The 17874-nt window shown below is 59.6% G+C and carries 18 protein-coding genes; 7 read left to right on the plus strand and 11 right to left on the minus strand.

Annotated features, from left to right (window positions below):
- Positions 1-50 precede the first annotated feature (50 nt).
- Together ACA056_RS22115 and ACA056_RS22120 are read left to right on the plus strand one after the other, a co-directional pair.
- On the plus strand, positions 51-1286 hold the full coding sequence (locus ACA056_RS22115) for an aminotransferase class I/II-fold pyridoxal phosphate-dependent enzyme (protein ID WP_497267777.1): 1236 nt from the start codon (positions 51-53) through the stop codon (positions 1284-1286).
- A 21-nt stretch (positions 1287-1307) separates the two neighbouring features.
- Positions 1308-2474 (plus strand): MFS transporter, encoded by a 1167-nt coding sequence (locus ACA056_RS22120; protein WP_497267779.1) that lies wholly within the window; start codon positions 1308-1310, stop codon positions 2472-2474.
- Here the strand turns inward: ACA056_RS22120 and yiaY are convergent.
- Entirely contained in the window at positions 2471-3619 is a 1149-nt protein-coding gene (yiaY, locus tag ACA056_RS22125; protein WP_497267781.1) for an L-threonine dehydrogenase, read from the minus strand. The two genes, ACA056_RS22120 and yiaY, sit on opposite strands and share 4 nt — an antisense overlap.
- A gap of 156 nt (positions 3620-3775) precedes the next feature.
- On the opposite strand from yiaY, the gene ACA056_RS22130 reads away from it, so the two are divergent.
- Entirely contained in the window at positions 3776-4795 is a 1020-nt protein-coding gene (locus ACA056_RS22130; protein WP_497267783.1) for a DUF4917 family protein, read from the plus strand.
- Between the two features lie 45 nt (positions 4796-4840).
- Here the strand turns inward: ACA056_RS22130 and ACA056_RS22135 are convergent, their stop codons facing one another.
- Complete coding sequence (locus tag ACA056_RS22135; protein WP_497267785.1) at positions 4841-5383, minus strand: helix-turn-helix domain-containing protein; 543 nt, start codon at positions 5381-5383, stop codon at positions 4841-4843.
- A gap of 159 nt (positions 5384-5542) precedes the next feature.
- On the opposite strand from ACA056_RS22135, the gene ACA056_RS22140 reads away from it, so the two are divergent.
- Both ACA056_RS22140 and ACA056_RS22145 read left to right on the plus strand, forming a co-directional pair.
- Positions 5543-6325 (plus strand): aldolase, encoded by a 783-nt coding sequence (locus tag ACA056_RS22140; protein ID WP_095127978.1) that lies wholly within the window; start codon positions 5543-5545, stop codon positions 6323-6325.
- A 29-nt stretch (positions 6326-6354) separates the two neighbouring features.
- A complete protein-coding gene (locus ACA056_RS22145; protein ID WP_497267787.1) occupies positions 6355-7242 on the plus strand; it encodes a dihydrodipicolinate synthase family protein in 888 nt (295 codons plus the stop codon).
- 52 nt (positions 7243-7294) lie between these two features.
- On the opposite strand, the gene ACA056_RS22150 is transcribed toward ACA056_RS22145, so the two are convergent.
- From ACA056_RS22150 to ACA056_RS22160, 3 genes are read right to left on the minus strand one after another with little or no spacing between them, the layout of a single operon-like run.
- On the minus strand, positions 7295-7639 hold the full coding sequence (locus tag ACA056_RS22150; RefSeq protein ID WP_497267789.1) for a YegP family protein: 345 nt from the start codon (positions 7637-7639) through the stop codon (positions 7295-7297).
- A 57-nt stretch (positions 7640-7696) separates the two neighbouring features.
- Positions 7697-8002, minus strand: a complete 306-nt coding sequence (locus tag ACA056_RS22155; RefSeq protein ID WP_008025707.1) for a ribbon-helix-helix domain-containing protein — start codon at positions 8000-8002, stop codon at positions 7697-7699.
- 14 nt (positions 8003-8016) lie between these two features.
- A complete protein-coding gene (locus ACA056_RS22160) occupies positions 8017-8598 on the minus strand; it encodes a DJ-1/PfpI family protein (RefSeq protein WP_008152949.1) in 582 nt (193 codons plus the stop codon).
- A 298-nt stretch (positions 8599-8896) separates the two neighbouring features.
- Here ACA056_RS22160 and ACA056_RS22165 point away from each other — a divergent pair, with 298 nt between their 5' ends.
- Positions 8897-9802, plus strand: a complete 906-nt coding sequence (locus ACA056_RS22165; RefSeq protein ID WP_497267792.1) for a DMT family transporter — start codon at positions 8897-8899, stop codon at positions 9800-9802.
- A gap of 59 nt (positions 9803-9861) precedes the next feature.
- Here ACA056_RS22165 and ACA056_RS22170 read toward each other — a convergent pair whose 3' ends face one another.
- From ACA056_RS22170 to ACA056_RS22185, 4 genes are all read right to left on the minus strand, one after another.
- Positions 9862-11076: a class I SAM-dependent methyltransferase gene (locus ACA056_RS22170; RefSeq protein ID WP_497267794.1), complete on the minus strand. Its 1215-nt coding sequence runs from the start codon at positions 11074-11076 to the stop codon at positions 9862-9864.
- Positions 11077-11352: 276 nt separating this feature from the next.
- Positions 11353-11970 carry a TPM domain-containing protein gene (locus ACA056_RS22175; protein WP_497267796.1) on the minus strand — a complete coding sequence of 206 codons (618 nt, stop codon included), beginning with the start codon at positions 11968-11970 and terminating at the stop codon, positions 11353-11355.
- A gap of 33 nt (positions 11971-12003) precedes the next feature.
- Entirely contained in the window at positions 12004-12759 is a 756-nt protein-coding gene (locus ACA056_RS22180) for a TPM domain-containing protein (RefSeq protein WP_150654923.1), read from the minus strand.
- Between the two features lie 43 nt (positions 12760-12802).
- Positions 12803-13414 (minus strand): LemA family protein, encoded by a 612-nt coding sequence (locus tag ACA056_RS22185; RefSeq protein ID WP_497267798.1) that lies wholly within the window; start codon positions 13412-13414, stop codon positions 12803-12805.
- Positions 13415-13653: 239 nt separating this feature from the next.
- On the opposite strand from ACA056_RS22185, the gene bglX reads away from it, so the two are divergent.
- Positions 13654-15945: a beta-glucosidase BglX gene (gene bglX, locus ACA056_RS22190; RefSeq protein ID WP_497267800.1), complete on the plus strand. Its 2292-nt coding sequence runs from the start codon at positions 13654-13656 to the stop codon at positions 15943-15945.
- Between the two features lie 140 nt (positions 15946-16085).
- Here bglX and ACA056_RS22195 read toward each other — a convergent pair whose 3' ends face one another.
- On the minus strand, positions 16086-17243 hold the full coding sequence (locus ACA056_RS22195) for a phospholipase D-like domain-containing protein (RefSeq protein ID WP_497267802.1): 1158 nt from the start codon (positions 17241-17243) through the stop codon (positions 16086-16088).
- A 1-nt stretch (position 17244) separates the two neighbouring features.
- Positions 17245-17835: a YceI family protein gene (locus ACA056_RS22200; protein WP_497267804.1), complete on the minus strand. Its 591-nt coding sequence runs from the start codon at positions 17833-17835 to the stop codon at positions 17245-17247.
- Positions 17836-17874: the final 39 nt, after the last annotated feature.

Here is a 17874-nt window from a genome sequence, read left to right on the forward strand (position 1 = left end):
GAACTGCAACAAACCCATGGATCGTTTCACTCAAGGAAAGTCATTTTCATATGGACCAGACAGCACAGGCGGCAAACCGCTACACCAACTACCGCAAAGTCATCGCGTTGGCCGATCACGATTGGGAGAGCGCTGAAGCCGGGAAAATTTCAGGGCTTAACGTTGAAATCAAAAGTGCCAACCGGATGCTCGATCAGCACGGGCGCGCCTTTCATCATTTCTGTACAACGTCTTACCTGGGCCTGGATCACCATCCCGACATTCTCGATGGAGCCATAAACACACTGTGGGAAGCCGGCACCCTTCGCGTCGCCAATTCAAAGAACCGCTGCAAGCTGGCAATTCTGGAACAGTATGAAACCGAACTGTCCGAGTTGTTCGGCGCCAGCTGCCTGAGCACCTTGTCGTGCAGTGCGGCGAGTGCCGCAATCCTGCCGTTGCTGGCCAGCGGCGTGTTCACGGAAAACCGCCCTCCCGTGATGGTCTTTGACCGGTTAGCGCACTACTCGATGAATCACCTCAAAGCCGCCTGCGCGGATGAAACCACGGTCGTGACCTGCCCTCATAACGACATGGATTTTCTCGAGAAGCAGTGTCAGCAACACCGCACAGTCACGTATGTCGCGGACAGCGCCTACAGCATGGGCGGGGTCGCGGACATGGACAGTCTTTTGTACCTGAAGGACCGCTATGGGTTGTTTCTCTATCTGGACGATTCCCACGCGCTGTCCGCCGTCGGAAAAATGGGCGCTGGCCTCGTGCGCCCCAGGATGCATGCCCTGGAGGATGACTGCCTGATCGTCGCCTCGCTGGCCAAGTCGTTTGGCGCCAGCGGTGGTCTGGTGATGCTGGGCAATGAACGGCAGAAGAAGCTCATTGCGCGTTATGGCGGCCCCAGCAATTGGTCGCAAAGCCTGAACAGTGCAGCCATTGGTGCGGGCAGAGCGTCCATCCAACTTCATTGCACGCCGGAATTTGCCGCCTTGCAGGAAAAACTTCAGGTTAATATCCGCCTGTTCGACGGCCTAATACGTACCGATCAACACAACAGCAACATGGCCATTCGACTGGTCAACTGCGGCGAAGCAGCGTTGGCCAACAGCATCGCCATGGAACTGGCCAATCACGGTTTCTTCACCTCGGCCGTGTTTTTTCCGGTGGTCGCACAAGGCAAGGCGGCCATCAGAATCACCCTGCGCGCCGACATGGAGCCGACGCTGATCCGCCACTTTTGTGAACTGATTACCGAGCTTTTACGCACTCGAGGTCGGGAAATCGGCTGTTGAACTGAAACCAGGGAAGATTCAATGAAGAGCAGCACCACCCTCCTTGTCACCTGCTGCACGGTTTTCCTCGCCCAATTGGGCATGAGCATTTACCTGCCGGCGTTGCCGGAGATTGCCCGGGATCTGTCCGCCGACGCCTCGCAGGTTTCCTGGGGGCTGGCGGTGTATCTGATCGGCATGGCGTTGCCGATGTTGTTCTGGGGCAGCCTTGGCCAGCGCATCGGTCGCAAACCGGTGCTGCTCGCCGCGCTGGGCATCTACGGGTTGGGCAATCTGGCGCTGCCTCTGGGCCAGACGCTTGAATCGTTCCTGGCGTTTCGACTGGTTCAGGGCATTGGCGCCAGCGGCATTTCGGTCATGGCCCGGGTGCTGATCCGCGACAGTTTCCGCGGCGACCTGCTGGCCAAGGCGTTGTCCTGGATTTCAGTTTCCTTTGTGGTGGCGCTGGGGATCGGTCAATACCTGGGGTCGATCATCCAGGTGGCGCTGGGCTGGCCGGCGATTTTCTACCTGTTGGGGGGTGTGAGTCTGATGGTGGGGCTGGTCGTGGCTCGGGTGACATTCCCGATGCTGGCCGAGGAAAATACCCCGTCATCCGCCTGGCCGAGTTACTGGCGCATTTTGCGTCATCGAGCCTTTCTGTTGCCGGCCCTCACCGGCGGCCTTGGGTACGGGGTGATTGTGGCGTTCAACACCGCAGCGCCGCTGATTCTGCAAGGACCGTTCAACTGGTCGGCCGTGGAATACGGGTTGTTGGGCTGGCCGATCAGCGCGGCCTACTTTCTGGGGGCTTTGGCGGTCAATGGTTTTGTACTTCGTACCGGTCAACGCGGGTTGATGACAGCGGGGGTAGGGCTGGTGCTGGCCGGCAGCGCGGTGATGTTGCTGGGGAGTTTGGCGGGCACTTCAGTGGCGCTGCTGTTCTGGTTGCCCTATTGCATTGCGGTGTTCGGCCAGTCTTTGACTTATCCGATCAGCCTGTCCCTGGCCAATGACGGTTCGCCGGTCGGCGGTGCATATGCGATGGCGCTGAGCGGTTTCATTCATCAACTGATGGCCGCGGTTATCGGCGGGATCGCCAGTTTTATCGCGAGCCCGCAAGCATGGCCGTTGTCACTGTTGTGTACCTTGCTGGCGTTGGGCGCGATGCTTTGCGTAATGCTCGCGCCCGGCCGTAAAACCTCCTAAAAGGCGTTGCGGAAAATTTCCTCGATCTGGCGCTGATCCGCCACGCGAGGATTGGTCAGGCCACACGCATCTTTCAAGGCATTGCTGGCGAGGGTCGGGATGTCGTTGAGCTTGGCGCCGAGCTCACGCAAACCGGCGGGAATTTCCACGTCTTTGGACAGGCTGCGGATCGCCACGATGGCCGCCTTGGCGCCCGCTTCCGGAGTGAGACCGTGAACATCGACGCCCATCGCAAGGGCAACATCGGTAAGGCGATCGGCGCAAACCAGCGCGTTAAAGCTTTGTACGTGGGGCAGCAGGATCGCGTTGCACACACCATGAGGCAAGTCGTAAAACCCGCCCAGCTGGTGAGCCATGGCGTGGACATAACCCAGGGATGCGTTATTGAACGCCATGCCGGCGAGGAACTGTGCGTAGGCCATGTTTTCCCGCGCGGCCATGTCACTGCCGTCGCGGACCGCTAGACGCAGGTTGTTGCTGATCAACGTGATCGCCTTCAGTGCGCAGGCATCGGTGATCGGATTGGCCGCCGTGGAAACGTAGGCTTCGATGGCATGGGTCAGTGCGTCCATGCCAGTGGCGGCCGTCAGGCCCTTGGGCATGGCGACCATCAGCGCCGGGTCGTTGACCGACAGCAGCGGCGTGACGTTGCGATCGACAATGGCCATTTTCACGTGACGGGATTCGTCGGTGATGATGCAAAAACGGGTCATCTCGCTGGCCGTGCCGGCGGTGGTGTTGATCGCGATCAGCGGCAGCTGCGGTTGGGTCGATCGGTCGACGCCTTCGTAGTCGCGGATCTGTCCGCCGTTGGTCGCACACAACGCGATGCCCTTGGCGCAGTCATGGGGTGAGCCACCACCGAGAGACACCACAAAATCACAGCGACTTTCCTTGAGCAGGCCCAGACCGCGCTCGACGTTGGCCGTGCTCGGGTTCGGTTTGGCGCCGTCGAAGATCACCGAGTCGATGTCTTGCATTGCCAGTTTTTCAGCAATCATCTTCGCCACACCGGCCTTGGCCAGCCCGACATCGGTCACGATCAGCGCCTTGCGAAAACCATACTTGCGAATGGCGTCCATGGCTTCGTCGAGGCAACCGATGCCCATGATGTTCACGGAGGGGATGAAAAACGTGCTGCTCATGAGCGAGTCTCCTGGCTGAGGCCGAATCGGCAGCGCCGATCTGGCGGGTACCCACAGGATCGACCTATCGGTCATGAAGTAACTTGATCTGGCTCAAGTCTCGGTCGTGATAAAGTCGCCGCCCATCAGACCTTTTGCTTTGAGACTTTGACCGCAATGACCGATTTCCAGGATGTTGATGCCCAACTTGAAGACTGGAACGCCTTGCGCGCCACCGCCTCGTTCAGTGGCCTGCTGGTGGGCAACGGCGCCAGTCGCGCCGTGTGGGACGACTTCGGCTACGACTCGCTGTTCGAAAACGCCCGTACCGTCGAAGAAAAACCGCTGAGCCAGTCCGAGCTGAGCGTGTTTGACGCCCTGCAGACGCACAGCTTCGAGCAGGTGCTCAGCGCACTGAAAACCACCAGCCGGGTCAACAAGGCCCTGGCCGTGAGTTCCGCCGCGCCGCGCAATCGTTACTACGCGATCAAGGAAGCGCTGATCAACACCGTGCACGCGGTGCACATCCCGTGGCGGCTGGTGGTGCCTTCGACGCTGGCGACGATCAATCAGGAACTGGGCCGCTACCGGACTGTGTTCACCACCAACTACGATCTGCTCAATTACTGGGCGACTCAGCACCAGCCTGATGCGATCAGCGACCTGTTTCAGGGTGCAGAATCAAGCTTTGATCTGAGCGCCACGACGACCGATAAAACCCGCCTGCTTTACCTGCATGGCGGGTTGCATCTGGTGCGGAATCAGGACGGCACGGCGCGCAAACTGATGTCGACCGAGGGCACGTTGCTCGGCAGTTTCGCGATCAACAATACGATCAAGACCCTCGACGACGTGCCGCTGTTCGTCAATGAAGGTCCGGCGCAGGACAAGCTCAAGACCATTCGCAGCTCGGACTATCTGTCGTTCTGCTACGACCAGTTACTTGGCCATGGCGACGGGTTGTGCCTGTTCGGTCATGCATTGGGTGAGCAGGACAGCCACATCATCCACGCCTTGCGCCAGGCGAAACCGCAGGTGGTGGCGATCTCGATTTATCCGCGCAGCAAGGCGTTCATTCAGCACCAGAAGCGGCATTACGCGAAGGTGTTTGAGGGCACCGGGAGTGAGTTGCGGTTTTTTGATTCGAAGACGCATGCGTTGGGCAGTCCGAAGCTGACGGTTCCGGTCGAGGTTTAGGTCAAGATCGTTCCCACGCTCTGCGTGGGAACGATCGGGGTCAGCTCATTCCTCGGCGCTATGCACCACCACCAACAACTGCGCCTGCACCTCCCCCACTGACCGTATCCGGTGCGGTTTCTGCGCATTGAAATGCAGCGCGTCCCCACGATTGAGCAGCACCCGCTCGTTCATGAAGTCCACTTCCACCTGCCCCTCATGCACGAACAGAAACTCCTCCCCCAAATGTTCCTTGAAGGTCTTGTCGGCGAACTCGGTCGGCGGGTAAATCATGAACGGCAGCAAGCTGCGCTCACTGACCTGATGAGCCAGCACCGCGTAACCAGGGCTTTCATCGTTGGACGCCAGAGACTGGCGTTCATCGCTGCGCACCAGGCTGTAGCTGTCGAGGCTGACGCTGTCTTCAGAGAACAACTCCTCGACCTTCACGTTCAGCGCCTTGGCCAGTTTCAGCGCGGCAGCAATCGACGGGGTGTTGAGCCCGCGTTCGACTTTCGACAGATAGCTCTTGGTCATGCCGGATTTTTCGGCCAAGGCCTCCAGCGTCACGCCGAGTTTTTTTCTCAGTAATTTCAAACGGATAGACATGTAGAGCGATTAATCCATCAAGGGAGCAACGATTTTTCCTTGCTTATGACACAAAGTGTCATATAGCATCACTTGTGTCATTTGCATTCACCCATGACCTTGCGAGCACCGAGTGAACGGCAAATCCGACGTCCATTGAACGACCCAAAGGACACCGATATGGCCAAGACCTTAGCACTACCCAAAGAGCAACTGGTCAAGCAAGCGCTGACCCAGATGCAAAATACCCTGGCGGATAATACGTGGACCGACCGGCAAAAGCTGGCCCTGACCTGCCGGATTCTGTTCGAAAACGGCCACGACTCTGGCCTGGCCGGGCAGATTACCGCCCGCGGCCCGCAACCGGGCACCTACTACACTCAACAACTGGGCCTGGGTTTCGACGAAATCACCGCCAGCAATCTGCTGTTGGTCAACGAAGACCTGGACGTGCTTGAAGGCCACGGCATGCCCAACCCGGCCAACCGTTTCCACAGCTGGGTGTACCGCGCGCGACCAGACGTGAACTGCATCATTCACACGCACCCGACCCACGTTGCCGCGCTATCGATGCTCGAAGTGCCGCTGCAGATTTCCCACATGGACCTCTGCCCGCTCTACGACGATTGCGCGTTTCTCGAAGGCTGGCCGGGCGTGCCGGTGGGTAACGAGGAAGGTGAACTGATTGCCGCAGCCCTGGGCGACAAACGGGCGATCCTGCTTTCGCACCACGGCCAATTGTCCACAGGCGCGACCATCGAAGAAGCCTGTGTCATTGCGCAACTGATTGAACGAGCGGCCAAACTGCAATTGCTGGCCATGAGCGCCGGGACCATCAAGCCGATCCTGCCAGAGCTGGGCCGCGAAGCCCATGACTGGATCGCCAGGCCGAAACGTCACGCCGCCGCTTTCAACTACTACGCTCGGCAGAACCTGCGTCAACACGCCGATTGCCTGAACTGAAACCACTCATTTTCAAGAGGAGAGTCGCCATGTCGACCCCAACCATTCACGGCATCATCGGCTACACCATCACTCCGTTCACCGCCAACGGTGAGGGCGTTGATCTCGAAGCCCTCGGGCGTTCCATCGATCGCCTGATCGACGGCGGCGTCCACGCCATCGCACCGCTGGGCAGCACCGGCGAAGGTGCTTACCTGAGCGACGCGGAATGGGATCAGGTCAGCGAATTCAGCATCAAACACGTAGCCAAACGCGTGCCGACCATCGTCAGCGTGTCTGACCTGACCACCGCCAAAGCGGTGCGCCGCGCACGTTTCGCCGAAGCCCACGGCGCCGACGTGGTGATGGTGCTGCCTACGTCCTACTGGAAACTCAGCGAAGCGGAAATCCTCGCTCACTACCGCGCCATCGGCGAGAACATCGGCGTGCCGATCATGCTCTACAACAACCCGGCGACCAGCGGCACCGACATGTCGGTGGACCTGATCCTGCGGATTTTCAATGCCGTGGACAACGTAACGATGGTCAAGGAAAGCACCGGCGACATCCAGCGCATGCACCAGCTGCAACGGCTGGGCGAAGGTCAGGTGCCGTTCTACAACGGCTGTAATCCATTGGCGCTGGAAGCCTTTGCTGCAGGCGCGAAAGGCTGGTGCACGGCGGCACCGAACCTGATCCCGCAGCTCAATCTTGATTTGTATGAAGCGGTATTGGCCAACGATCTGGGCAAGGCACGCGAACTGTTTTATCGCCAGTTGCCCCTGTTGGATTTCATTCTGAAAGGTGGCTTGCCGGCAACGATCAAGGCCGGCTTGCGCGCCACCGGGCTGGAAGCGGGCGATCCGCGGTTGCCGGTGTTTCCACTCGGCGATGCGGGTTGCAGTCAGTTGCAGGAATTGTTGAAAGCATTGCGCTGATCTTGCGTCCGATGATCGTTCCCGCGCTCTGCGTGGGAACGATCACGAACAGTCAGAGCACCGGCAAGGTCTTGTCCTTGATTACCGTGGTCGGCCCGTTGGCCTTTACGCTGGTGATGCCTTTCTCCAGCGCAGCAGCGGAGGTGTAAGCCTCGCTGCTACCGATGATCTCGTGGTTACCGGCCTTGAGGTTGAAGTAAGGATGGCCATCCTTGGTGGTTTTCTTCTCGTAGCGTTCATCCTTCGGGCTGTTGCTCTGAACCGACACGATGCCTTTGTCAGCGGCAGCGCGGGTGGTGTACAGCTCGCTGGTCAGAATGGTTTCCGCGTTAGCGGCCTTCAGTACAAATTTGAACTGACCATTGCTGCTTTTGCTCACTTCATACCATCCAGACATGCTCTTTCTCCTTGGCAATTGAGAGGTTTCGCGCTTCAGAGTAAAGACCAACCTGCCCTACTTCACCACCGCACGTACCACCGATAACTCCGGCGCCTGCACCCGTCGCTGACTCAGATACCGTGTACAACTGACCCGCAAAAACGAGGCAAAATTCACCACCTCGCCGCGGTAGTCCATCACCTCTTCATACAGCTTGGCGATCAACTGGTTGGTGGTCATGCCGTCGACCTCGGCGATTTCGCTGAGGATGTCCCAGAACTGATTCTCCAGCCGCAGGGTGGTGACCACCCCACAGATGCGCAGCGAGCGGGAGCGCGATTCGTAGAGAATCGGATCGGCTTTGACGTAGAGCTCGCACATGGACAGGTCCCTCGTTACAGCGTGATTTTGGTGCCCAGCAACCCGAGGAAACCGGCGAGCCAGCTCGGGTGCGCCGGCCAGGCCGGAGCAGTGGCCAGATTGCCCTGAACGTGACCTTCCGTCACCGGGATATCGATGAACGTACCGCCCGCCAGGCGAACTTCCGGGGCACAGGCCGGGTAAGCGCTGCACTCGCGACCTTCGAGAATCCCCGCGGCCGCCAGCAATTGAGCACCGTGACACACGGCGGCGATCGGTTTGCCGGCCTTGTCGAACGCGCGCACCAGTTCCAGGACTTTTTCGTTCAGGCGCAGGTACTCCGGCGCACGACCACCCGGTACCAACAGGGCGTCGTAGTCCTCGGACTTGACCTTGGCGAAGTCGAAGTTCAGGGCAAACAGGTGACCGGGTTTTTCGCTGTAGGTCTGGTCGCCTTCGAAGTCATGGATGGCCGTGCGCACGGTCTGACCAGCGGTTTTGTCCGGGCAAACGGCGTGCACCGTGTGGCCAACCATCAGCAGCGCCTGAAACGGCACCATCACTTCGTAGTCTTCGACGTAATCGCCGACCAGCATCAGAATTTTTTTAGCCGCCATGGGGAGGACTCCTCTGGGAAATACGTGGGCCTGCAGGAGTATTCAAGGTAGTCCTTATCCGCAGGGTCGGGTAATAACCAGCTACTACCTGAAGACCGCGTCATCGTTCATCGCGAGCAGGTCGGATCGCCGCACCGTCGCTCCCACATTGGAATGCGTTCCCATGTGGGAGCGAGCTTGCTCGCGAAGGCGTCCTTAAACTGTACGGATAACTCTGCGCCTAGCTGTAACAGAGCGATTCCTGCGGTTTATGGCTAGATGAAGACTCTTCCCGCCACCCTAGATTCTGGTTGCCATCATGTCCTCGCGCGAAAACACCGGCATGGCCCTCGGCCTGCTCGGCGTTGTGATCTTCAGCCTCACCCTGCCCTTCACACGGATCGTCGTGCAGGAACTCCATCCGCTGCTCAACGGCCTGGGCCGTGCGCTGTTCGCGGCGGTTCCGGCGGCGTTGCTGTTGCTCTGGCGCCGGGAGAAGTGGCCAACGTGGAAACAAGTCAAAGGCCTGAGCCTGGTGATTGCCGGGGTAATCCTCGGCTTCCCGGTGTTGTCGGCCTGGGCCATGCAAACCTTGCCGGCGTCCCACGGCGCACTGGTCAACGGCTTACAGCCGTTGTGCGTGGCGCTGTACGCCGCGTGGTTGTCCCACGAACGACCATCGAAAGCCTTCTGGGCCTGCGCTGCGCTGGGCAGCGCGCTGGTGCTGGGTTATGCGTTGATCAGCGGGGCAGGCAGCATTCAGGCCGGTGATTTGCTGATGCTCGGGGCGATTGCCGTGGGCGGTTTGGGATACGCCGAGGGCGGCCGATTGGCCAAGGAGATGGGCGGTTGGCAAGTGATCTGCTGGGCGTTGGTGTTGTCGACGCCGTTGCTGATCGGGCCGGTGGTGTACCTGGCGCTGCAACATCAAGGCGAGATTTCGGCCAAGACCTGGTGGGCCTTCGGTTACGTCTCGCTGTTCTCGCAGTTCATCGGCTTCTTCGCCTGGTACGCCGGGCTGGCGATGGGCGGCATTGCCCGGGTCAGTCAGATCCAGCTGTTGCAGATCTTCTTCACCATCGCTTTTTCGGCGCTGTTCTTCGGCGAACACATCGAGCCGATCACCTGGCTGTTTGCCGCCGGGGTGATCGTGACCGTGATGTTGGGACGCAAGACGGCCATCAAACCTCATGTGGGAGCGAGCTTGCTCGCGAAGGGGCCGTAACATTCAACATCTTCATTGACTGTTAATCCGCCATCGCGAGCAAGCTCGCTCCCACAGGATCAGAGGAGACCGTCAGCCCGCAGCAGGGTTTCAAGGCAATGTTCGCTGATGTGGTAGAAATCCTTCAGTTCCTGAATCTTCACCAACAGCTGGGCCGGATCAACCGGCTCGGCACGTTTGACCGCCAGGATCATCTTGTTCTTGTTGGTGTGGTCCAGTGAGATGAACTCAAAGACCTTGGTCTCATAACCGCAGGCTTCCAGGAACAACGCGCGCAAACTGTCGGTGACCATTTCTGCCTGCTGGCCCAAATGCAGACCGTATTGCAGCATCGGCTTGAGCAGCGCCGGGCTCTGGATTTGCAGGCGGATCTGCTTGTGGCAGCACGGCGAACACATGATGATCGAGGCGCCGGAACGAATGCCGGTGTGAATCGCGTAGTCGGTGGCGACGTCGCAGGCATGCAGCGCGATCATCACGTCCAGCTCGCTCGGCGCGACGCTGCGCACGTCACCGCACTTGAACACCAGCCCCGGATGTTCCAGCTTTGCGGCCGCGGCATTGCACAAATCCACCATCTCTTCGCGCAACTCGACGCCGGTCACCACGCCTTCGGCCTTCAAGGTGTTGCGCAGATAGTCATGGATCGCGAACGTCAGGTAACCCTTGCCCGAACCGAAGTCTGCCACCTGAACCGGCTTGTCCAGCGCCAGCGGTGAGGTGGTCAGCGCATGGCTGAAGACCTCGATGAACTTGTTGATCTGCTTCCACTTGCGCGACATCGCCGGGATCAGCTCATGCTGCTTGTTGGTCACGCCGAGGTCGGCGAGGAACGGCCGGCTCAGGTCGAGAAAGCGGTTCTTCTCGCGGTTGTGCTCAGCGGACGGCACTTCACGCAATTGCTGAGGTTTGCTCTTGAACAGCGAAGACTTGCCCTTTTTGCTGTATTCCAGCTGAGCTTCATCCGTCAGCGACAGCAAATGCGCATTTTTGAACGATGCCGGCAAGAGTGCGGCAATGGTCGCTACGCCCTCGGCAATCGGCAAATTCTTGGTGATATCGCGCGTCTTGTAGCGGTAAACGAAGGACAGGCAGGGCTGATCCTTGACCGTCAGCTGCTTGATGATCAGCCGCTGCAAGTCCACTTCAGTGCCGACGTACTTGGCCAGCACCAGTTTGATGAAGGCGTTGTCGTCGAGACTGGTTTGCAGCAGGTCGATGAACTGGGCGTGATGATCCGGCGCGAGGCTGGCGGGAGTGGCGGTGACAGACATGGGAAAAACGGCCTCGGGCGGTGCGGATCGGGGAATGGCGGGTATTTTAGGGGGGATGGGGGTTGGGGACACGCAGTTATTTACCGAACGGTTTGAAAACCACCCCAGCCCTCCCGAAACGTCGGACCGCCCCATAGGGGAGAGGGGGAAAGGGAGCCGATCTTCAAGCTTTTCAAACCTGAGTTCGACTCGATTTCCTCAGTCGAAAAATATCTAGAGAACACATCGGTCAGTCCCCTCGCCCCTCGGGGAGAGGGTTAGGGTGAGGGGGGACTTTTAACCCAACACCACCAACCGATTCGGCAACTCATTCCTCACATGCGTCACCGGCACATGCACTTTGAGCAATTCGCCACACGCCTCCACACACGTCACAAACCCCTGCAACGTCTGCCCTTGCTTCACCTGCTGAGTGAACGCCGCAACAATTCCATCCCAGTTCTTGTTGTCCAGCCGTTTCGAAATCCCTTCATCCACCAGAATTTCCACATAGCGTTCAGCCTCACAGACAAAAATCAGCATCCCGGTGCTGCCCACTGTGTGGTGCAGGTTCTGCTCCAGAAACTGCCGGCGCGCCAGGTTCGAGGCGCGCCAATGACGCACCGAGCGCGGGATCAGGTGTGTGGTGATTTTCGGAATACGGAACACCAGGCACAGCACGATGAACGTGATCCATTGCACCAGCAGCAAGCTGTGCATGGTCAACCAGCCGGTCAGGTAATGCACGACACCCGGCACGACCAGCGCCAGCAGGCTGGCCCAGAGCAGCGGGATGTATGTGTAGTCGTCGGCGCGGGCCGCGAGCACGGTCACCAGTTCGGCGTCGGTGTCGCGCTCGACCCGGGCAATCGCCTCGGCGACTTTGCGTTGTTCGTGTTCGGTCAGTAATGCCATGTTTAAGAATGCCCACTCGCTATTGTTGTGTGATCACCAGCCGCCCGATGAACCGCCGCCCCCGAAACTGCCCCCGCCGCCGCTGAAGCCCCCGCCTCCACCGCCACCACCAAAACCTCCACCGCCGAACCCGCCGCTCGAACCACCTCGACCACCGCCGCCGCTGGGCAGGATCCCGAGCATCTGGCAGACAAACATCGTCAGGATGAACAGCATCACCAGAAACACGAAGATCCCCGGATGCCGTGAGACGAAGTCGCTTTCCTGATTGCCGCCGGAGTCATACACCGTGGACGGCTCATCCAGCGGATTGCCGCCCAGCACCACGAGCATTGCCGCGACCCCGTCGCTGATGCCCTTGCTGAAGTTGCCGGTCTTGAACGCCGGGGTGATCACCTGATTGATGATCACCGAGCTTTGCGCATCGGTCAGCCGATCTTCCAGGCCATAACCGACTTCAATCCGCAGCTTGCGATCGTCACGCGCAACGATCAACAACGCGCCAGTGTTCTTGTCCTTCTGGCCGATGCCCCAGTAGCGCCCCAGTTGATAACCGAAGTCCGCAATGTCAGTGCCCTGTAAATCCGGCAACGTGACCACCACCAGCTGCTCGCCAGTGGCTTTTTCATGGGCCTGAAGCTGTTGCGTCAGCTGCTCACGCACCGCAGGCTCGATCATCTGGGCGTTATCGACCACCCGCCCGGTCAGTTCCGGAAACTTCAACGCAGCCTGGGCCGTCAGGGCAAACACCCAGAGCAACAGCACCAGGCCAACTTTCAACACGCGCATTGGCAACCTCATCCGTGGTGATGCTTCGAGCCCCTTGCGGCGCTTACTGGAACTTCACTTGAGGCGCTTTTTCCGCATCGGGGCTGGTGGCCTCGAAGGTTTCGCGGATCGGCAAATCGCTGTACATCACGCTATGCCACAGGCGACCGGGGAAGGTACGCAGTTCCGTGTTGTATTTCTGCACCGCGAGGATGAAGTCCCGACGCGCCACGGCAATGCGGTTCTCGGTGCCTTCAAGTTGCGATTGCAGCGCCAGGAAGTTCTGGTTGGCCTTGAGGTCCGGGTAACGCTCGGACACCACCATCAAACGGCTCAAGGCACCGGTCAGCTGATCCTGGGCCTGCTGGAACTGCTTGAGCTTTTCTGGGTTGTCCAGCGTGCTGGCGTCCACCTGAATCGACGTGGCCTTGGCCCGGGCTTCGATCACCGCGGTCAGGGTTTCCTGCTCATGCTGGGCATAGCCCTTGACGGTTTCCACCAGGTTGGGAATCAGGTCGGCACGACGCTGGTACTGGTTCTGCACCTGGCCCCAGGCGGCCTTGGCCTGCTCGTCGAGCGTCGGGATCGTGTTAATGCCGCAGCCGGCCAGCAGTGTGGTCAGCAACATCAAGACTGCAACCTGCAGGCTCGACCGATAGTGGTGTCGTACATTCATCTGGTTGATGCTCCCTTGCACATTCCGTTGAAAAACAACCTTCGAACTTTGAACCCGGCTCTTGGGGCATAATCTGCCGCCGCCACTGGATTGCATCGAGCCAATGGGCTAAAAGATGCCCCAGCGCAAAAAACACTGCGCAAGTGTGCCTGCATTTACCTGAACAACAATAGTCGCTCCCTAAATTTTGGCTGACCGGCGCGTATTCACTGCCGTTTAGGCTTTTGAGAAAACTATTCATGAAGAAGCTGTGTTTGCTGGGCCTGTTCGTCAGCCTGGCCAGTCATAACGTATTGGCCGCCACGACGCCCGCACCTCTGGAAAACAAGGACGCGTTCATCAGCAACCTGATGAAGCAGATGACCCTCGATGAAAAAATCGGCCAGTTGCGCCTGATCAGCATCGGCCCGGAAATGCCTCGGGAGCTGATCCGCAAGGAAATCGCCGCCGGCAACATCGGTGGCACGTTCAACTCGATCACCCGCCCGGAAAACCGTCCGATGCAGGACGCGGCCATGCGCAGCCGGCTGAAGATCCCGATGTTCTTCGCCTATGACGTGATCCACGGCCACCGCACCATTTTCCCGATTCCGCTGGCTCTGGCCTCTAGCTGGGACATGGACGCCATCGGCCTGTCCGGGCGCATCGCCGCCAAGGAAGCCGCGTCGGACAGCCTCGACATCACCTTCGCGCCGATGGTCGACATCTCCCGCGACCCGCGCTGGGGCCGGACTTCCGAAGGCTTCGGCGAAGACACTTATCTGGTTTCGCGCATCGCTGGCGTGATGGTCAAAGCCTTCCAGGGCACGGGCGCGAACGCGGCCGACAGCATCATGGCCAGCGTCAAGCACTTTGCCCTGTACGGCGCGGTCGAGGGCGGTCGCGACTACAACGTCGTCGACATGAGCCCGGTCAAGATGTTCCAGGACTACCTGCCACCGTACCGCGCGGCTATCGACGCCGGTGCTGGCGGGGTGATGGTCGCGCTGAACTCGATCAACGGCGTGCCGGCCACCGCCAACACCTGGCTGATGAACGACCTGTTGCGCAAGCAATGGGGCTTCAAAGGCCTGGCCGTCAGCGACCACGGGGCGATTTTCGAGCTGATCAAACACGGTGTTGCTCGCGATGGCCGCGAAGCCGCGAAGCTGGCAATCAAGGCCGGCATCCACATGAGCATGAACGACACGCTCTACGGCAAGGAACTGCCAGGTCTGCTGAAGGCCGGTGAGATCCAGCAGAGCGACATCGACAACGCCGTGCGTGCGGTGCTCGACGCCAAGTACGACATGGGCCTGTTCAAGGACCCGTACCTGCGTATCGGCAAGGCTGAAGATGATCCGGCCGACACTAACGCCGACAGCCGCCTGCACCGCACCGAGGCCCGTGATGTTGCGCGCCGCAGCATGGTGTTGCTGAAGAACCAGGGCGAAACCCTGCCGTTGAAGAAAACTGCAAAAATCGCCCTGGTCGGCCCGCTGGCCAAGGCACCGATCGACATGATGGGCAGTTGGGCCGCCAACGGTCGCCCCGCGCAATCGGTAACGCTGTTCGACGGCATGACCGCTGCACTGGGCGCGCAATCGACGCTGATCTACGCTCGCGGCGCCAACATCACCAACGACAAGAAGGTCCTGGATTACCTGAACTTCCTCAACTTCGATGCGCCGGAAGTGGTGGACGATCCGCGCTCGGCGCAAGTGCTGATCGACGAAGCGGTGAAAGCCGCCAAAGATGCCGATGTGGTGGTGGCCGCAGTGGGCGAATCCCGTGGCATGTCCCACGAATCGTCGAGCCGCACCGATATCAACATCCCGGCCAACCAGCGCGAGCTGATCAAGGCCCTGAAAGCCACGGGTAAACCGCTGGTTTTGGTGTTGATGAACGGCCGTCCACTGTCGATTCTCGAAGAGAAGGAACAGGCTGACGCGATTCTGGAAACCTGGTTCAGCGGCACCGAAGGCGGCAACGCCATCGCCGACGTGCTGTTCGGCGACTACAACCCGTCGGGCAAATTGCCGATCACCTTCCCGCGTTCGGTGGGTCAGATTCCGACCTACTACAACCACTTGAGCATTGGCCGGCCGTTCACGCCGGGCAAACCGGGCAACTACACCTCGCAGTATTTCGATGACACCACAGGTCCCCTGTTCCCGTTTGGTTTCGGCCTGAGCTACACCAATTTCAGCCTGAGCGACATGGCGCTGTCGTCGACCACGCTGAACAAAACCGGCAAGCTCGACGCCAGCGTCATGGTGAAAAACACCGGCAAGCGTGACGGCGAAACCGTGGTGCAGTTGTACATCCAGGACGTGACCGGCTCGATGATCCGCCCGATCAAGGAATTGAAGAACTTCCAGAAAATCACACTGAAGGCCGGCGAACAGAAAGTCGTGCACTTCACCATCACCGAGGATGACCTGAAGTTCTTCAATACACAGCTCAAGTACGCGGCAGAACCGGGCAAGTTCAACGTGGAGATCGGCCTGGATTCACAGGACGTGACGCAGCAGAGTTTTGAATTGCTGTAACCCTGACACACCGCAATAAAACTGTGGGAGCGAGCCTGCTCGCGATGAGGTCATAACATCCAACATCGTTGTTGACTGTTACACCGCCATCGCGAGCAGGCTCGCTCCCACAGTGGTTCTGGGGTGTTGCGGAAATTGGGTTAGCCCCGTCGATCCAGCAGATTCACCACCAGCCGATCCACCCATCCCCAAATCCTTTGCTTCACCCGCCGCCACAGCGGCCGGCGTTGCCATGCCTCCAGGCTGACTTCCTGGCTCTGCGCAAAGTCCCTATCGAAACTCGCCGCCACCGCACGCGTCAGCCCCGGGTCCAGCGCTTCAAGGTTGGCTTCCAGGTTGAAGCGCAAATTCCAGTGATCGAAATTGCACGAGCCGATGCTCACCCAGTCGTCGATCAGGACCATTTTCAAATGCAGGAAACACGGCTGGTATTCGAAGATCGTCACCCCGGCCTTGAGCAATCGCGGGTAGTAGCGATGCCCGGCGTAGCGCACCGACGGGTGATCGGTGCGCGGCCCGGTCAGCAGCAGGCGCACATCGACACCTCGGGCGGCAGCCCGGCGCAGTGAGCGACGGACTTTCCAGGTCGGCAGGAAGTACGGCGTCGCCAGCCAGATCCGCCGCTGGCCGCTGTTCAGCGCGCGAATCAATGATTGCAGGATATCCCGGTGCTGACGGGCGTCGGCATAGGCAACCCGGCCCATGCCCTCGCCCATGGACGGCACGCGTGGCAGGCGCGGCAAGCCGAAATGCGAAGCGGGTTTCCAGGCACGCCGATGCCGGTTGGCGATCCATTGGCGGTCGAACAGCAACTGCCAGTCGATGACCAAGGGACCGGTGATTTCCACCATCACTTCGTGCCATTCGCTGGTGTCTTCGCCCGGCGTCCAGAATTCATCGGTCACCCCGGTGCCGCCCACCACGGCCATGCTCTGATCGACCAGCAACAGCTTGCGGTGATCGCGGTAGAAGTTACCCACCCAGCGCCGCCAGTTCAGGCGATTGTAGAAACGCAGCTCCACGCCCGCCACCATCAATCGCTGACGCAAAGTCAGGGTGAACGCGAGGCTGCCGTAATCATCGAACAGGCAGCGCACGCGCACGCCACGTTCGGCAGCCTGGACTAACGCCTGAACCATCGCTTCGGCACAGGCACCCGCCTCCACCAGGTACAACTCCAGCTCGACCTGCTCTTCGGCGCGGGCAATCGCGACCAACATCCGTGGAAAAAACTGCGGACCGTCGATCAACAGTTCAAAACGGTTGCCTTCACGCCAGGGGAAAATCGCGCCGGCCATGTCAGCGCGCCGTGAAAATCAGTACCGCACTCACCGGCACTGACAGACTGATGGCCGACAAACCGGCGACCTTGCGCAAGCTTTCCAGGCCGGGGGCCAGGTCGAAATCCGCGGCATTGATGATCAGCGGTTCGAGGGTCACCACCTGGAAGCGTCGGTCATCGAGACGGGTTGCCAGCAGTTCGGCGTTGTATTCGTGTTGTTTGCCATGCAGGTTGACGGTCAGCGGCAGGCGCAATTCAAGTTGCGCGCCGGGCGCCAGATCGTTGATCGGGCGTAGATCAATCTGCGCGGTGATCAGTGCTTCGGGGAAAGTCTGGATTTCAAACAGGTCCTTGCGCATGCGTTCATCGCGCAGCGGGATGCCACTGTTGACCGAGTCCATCTCGACTTCCACCTCGGCCAGGCCTTTGGGGTCGACCTTGCCGTGCAGCACCAGAAAGCGTTGCACTTCGGAAATGTTGGCGTTTTTGGTGCTGATGAACGACAGCCGCGAGGACTCGCCATCCAGATACCAATCGGCGTGGGCCGACAGGGTGGCACCAGCCAGCAGCAGGAAGGCGAGGGTTTTGCAGAGGAAGCGGTTGAACATAGAGACTCGTGGGGCAGATAAACCTGCACGAACCTTAAC

The sequence above is a fragment of the Pseudomonas sp. LBUM1666 genome (assembly GCF_059695775.1).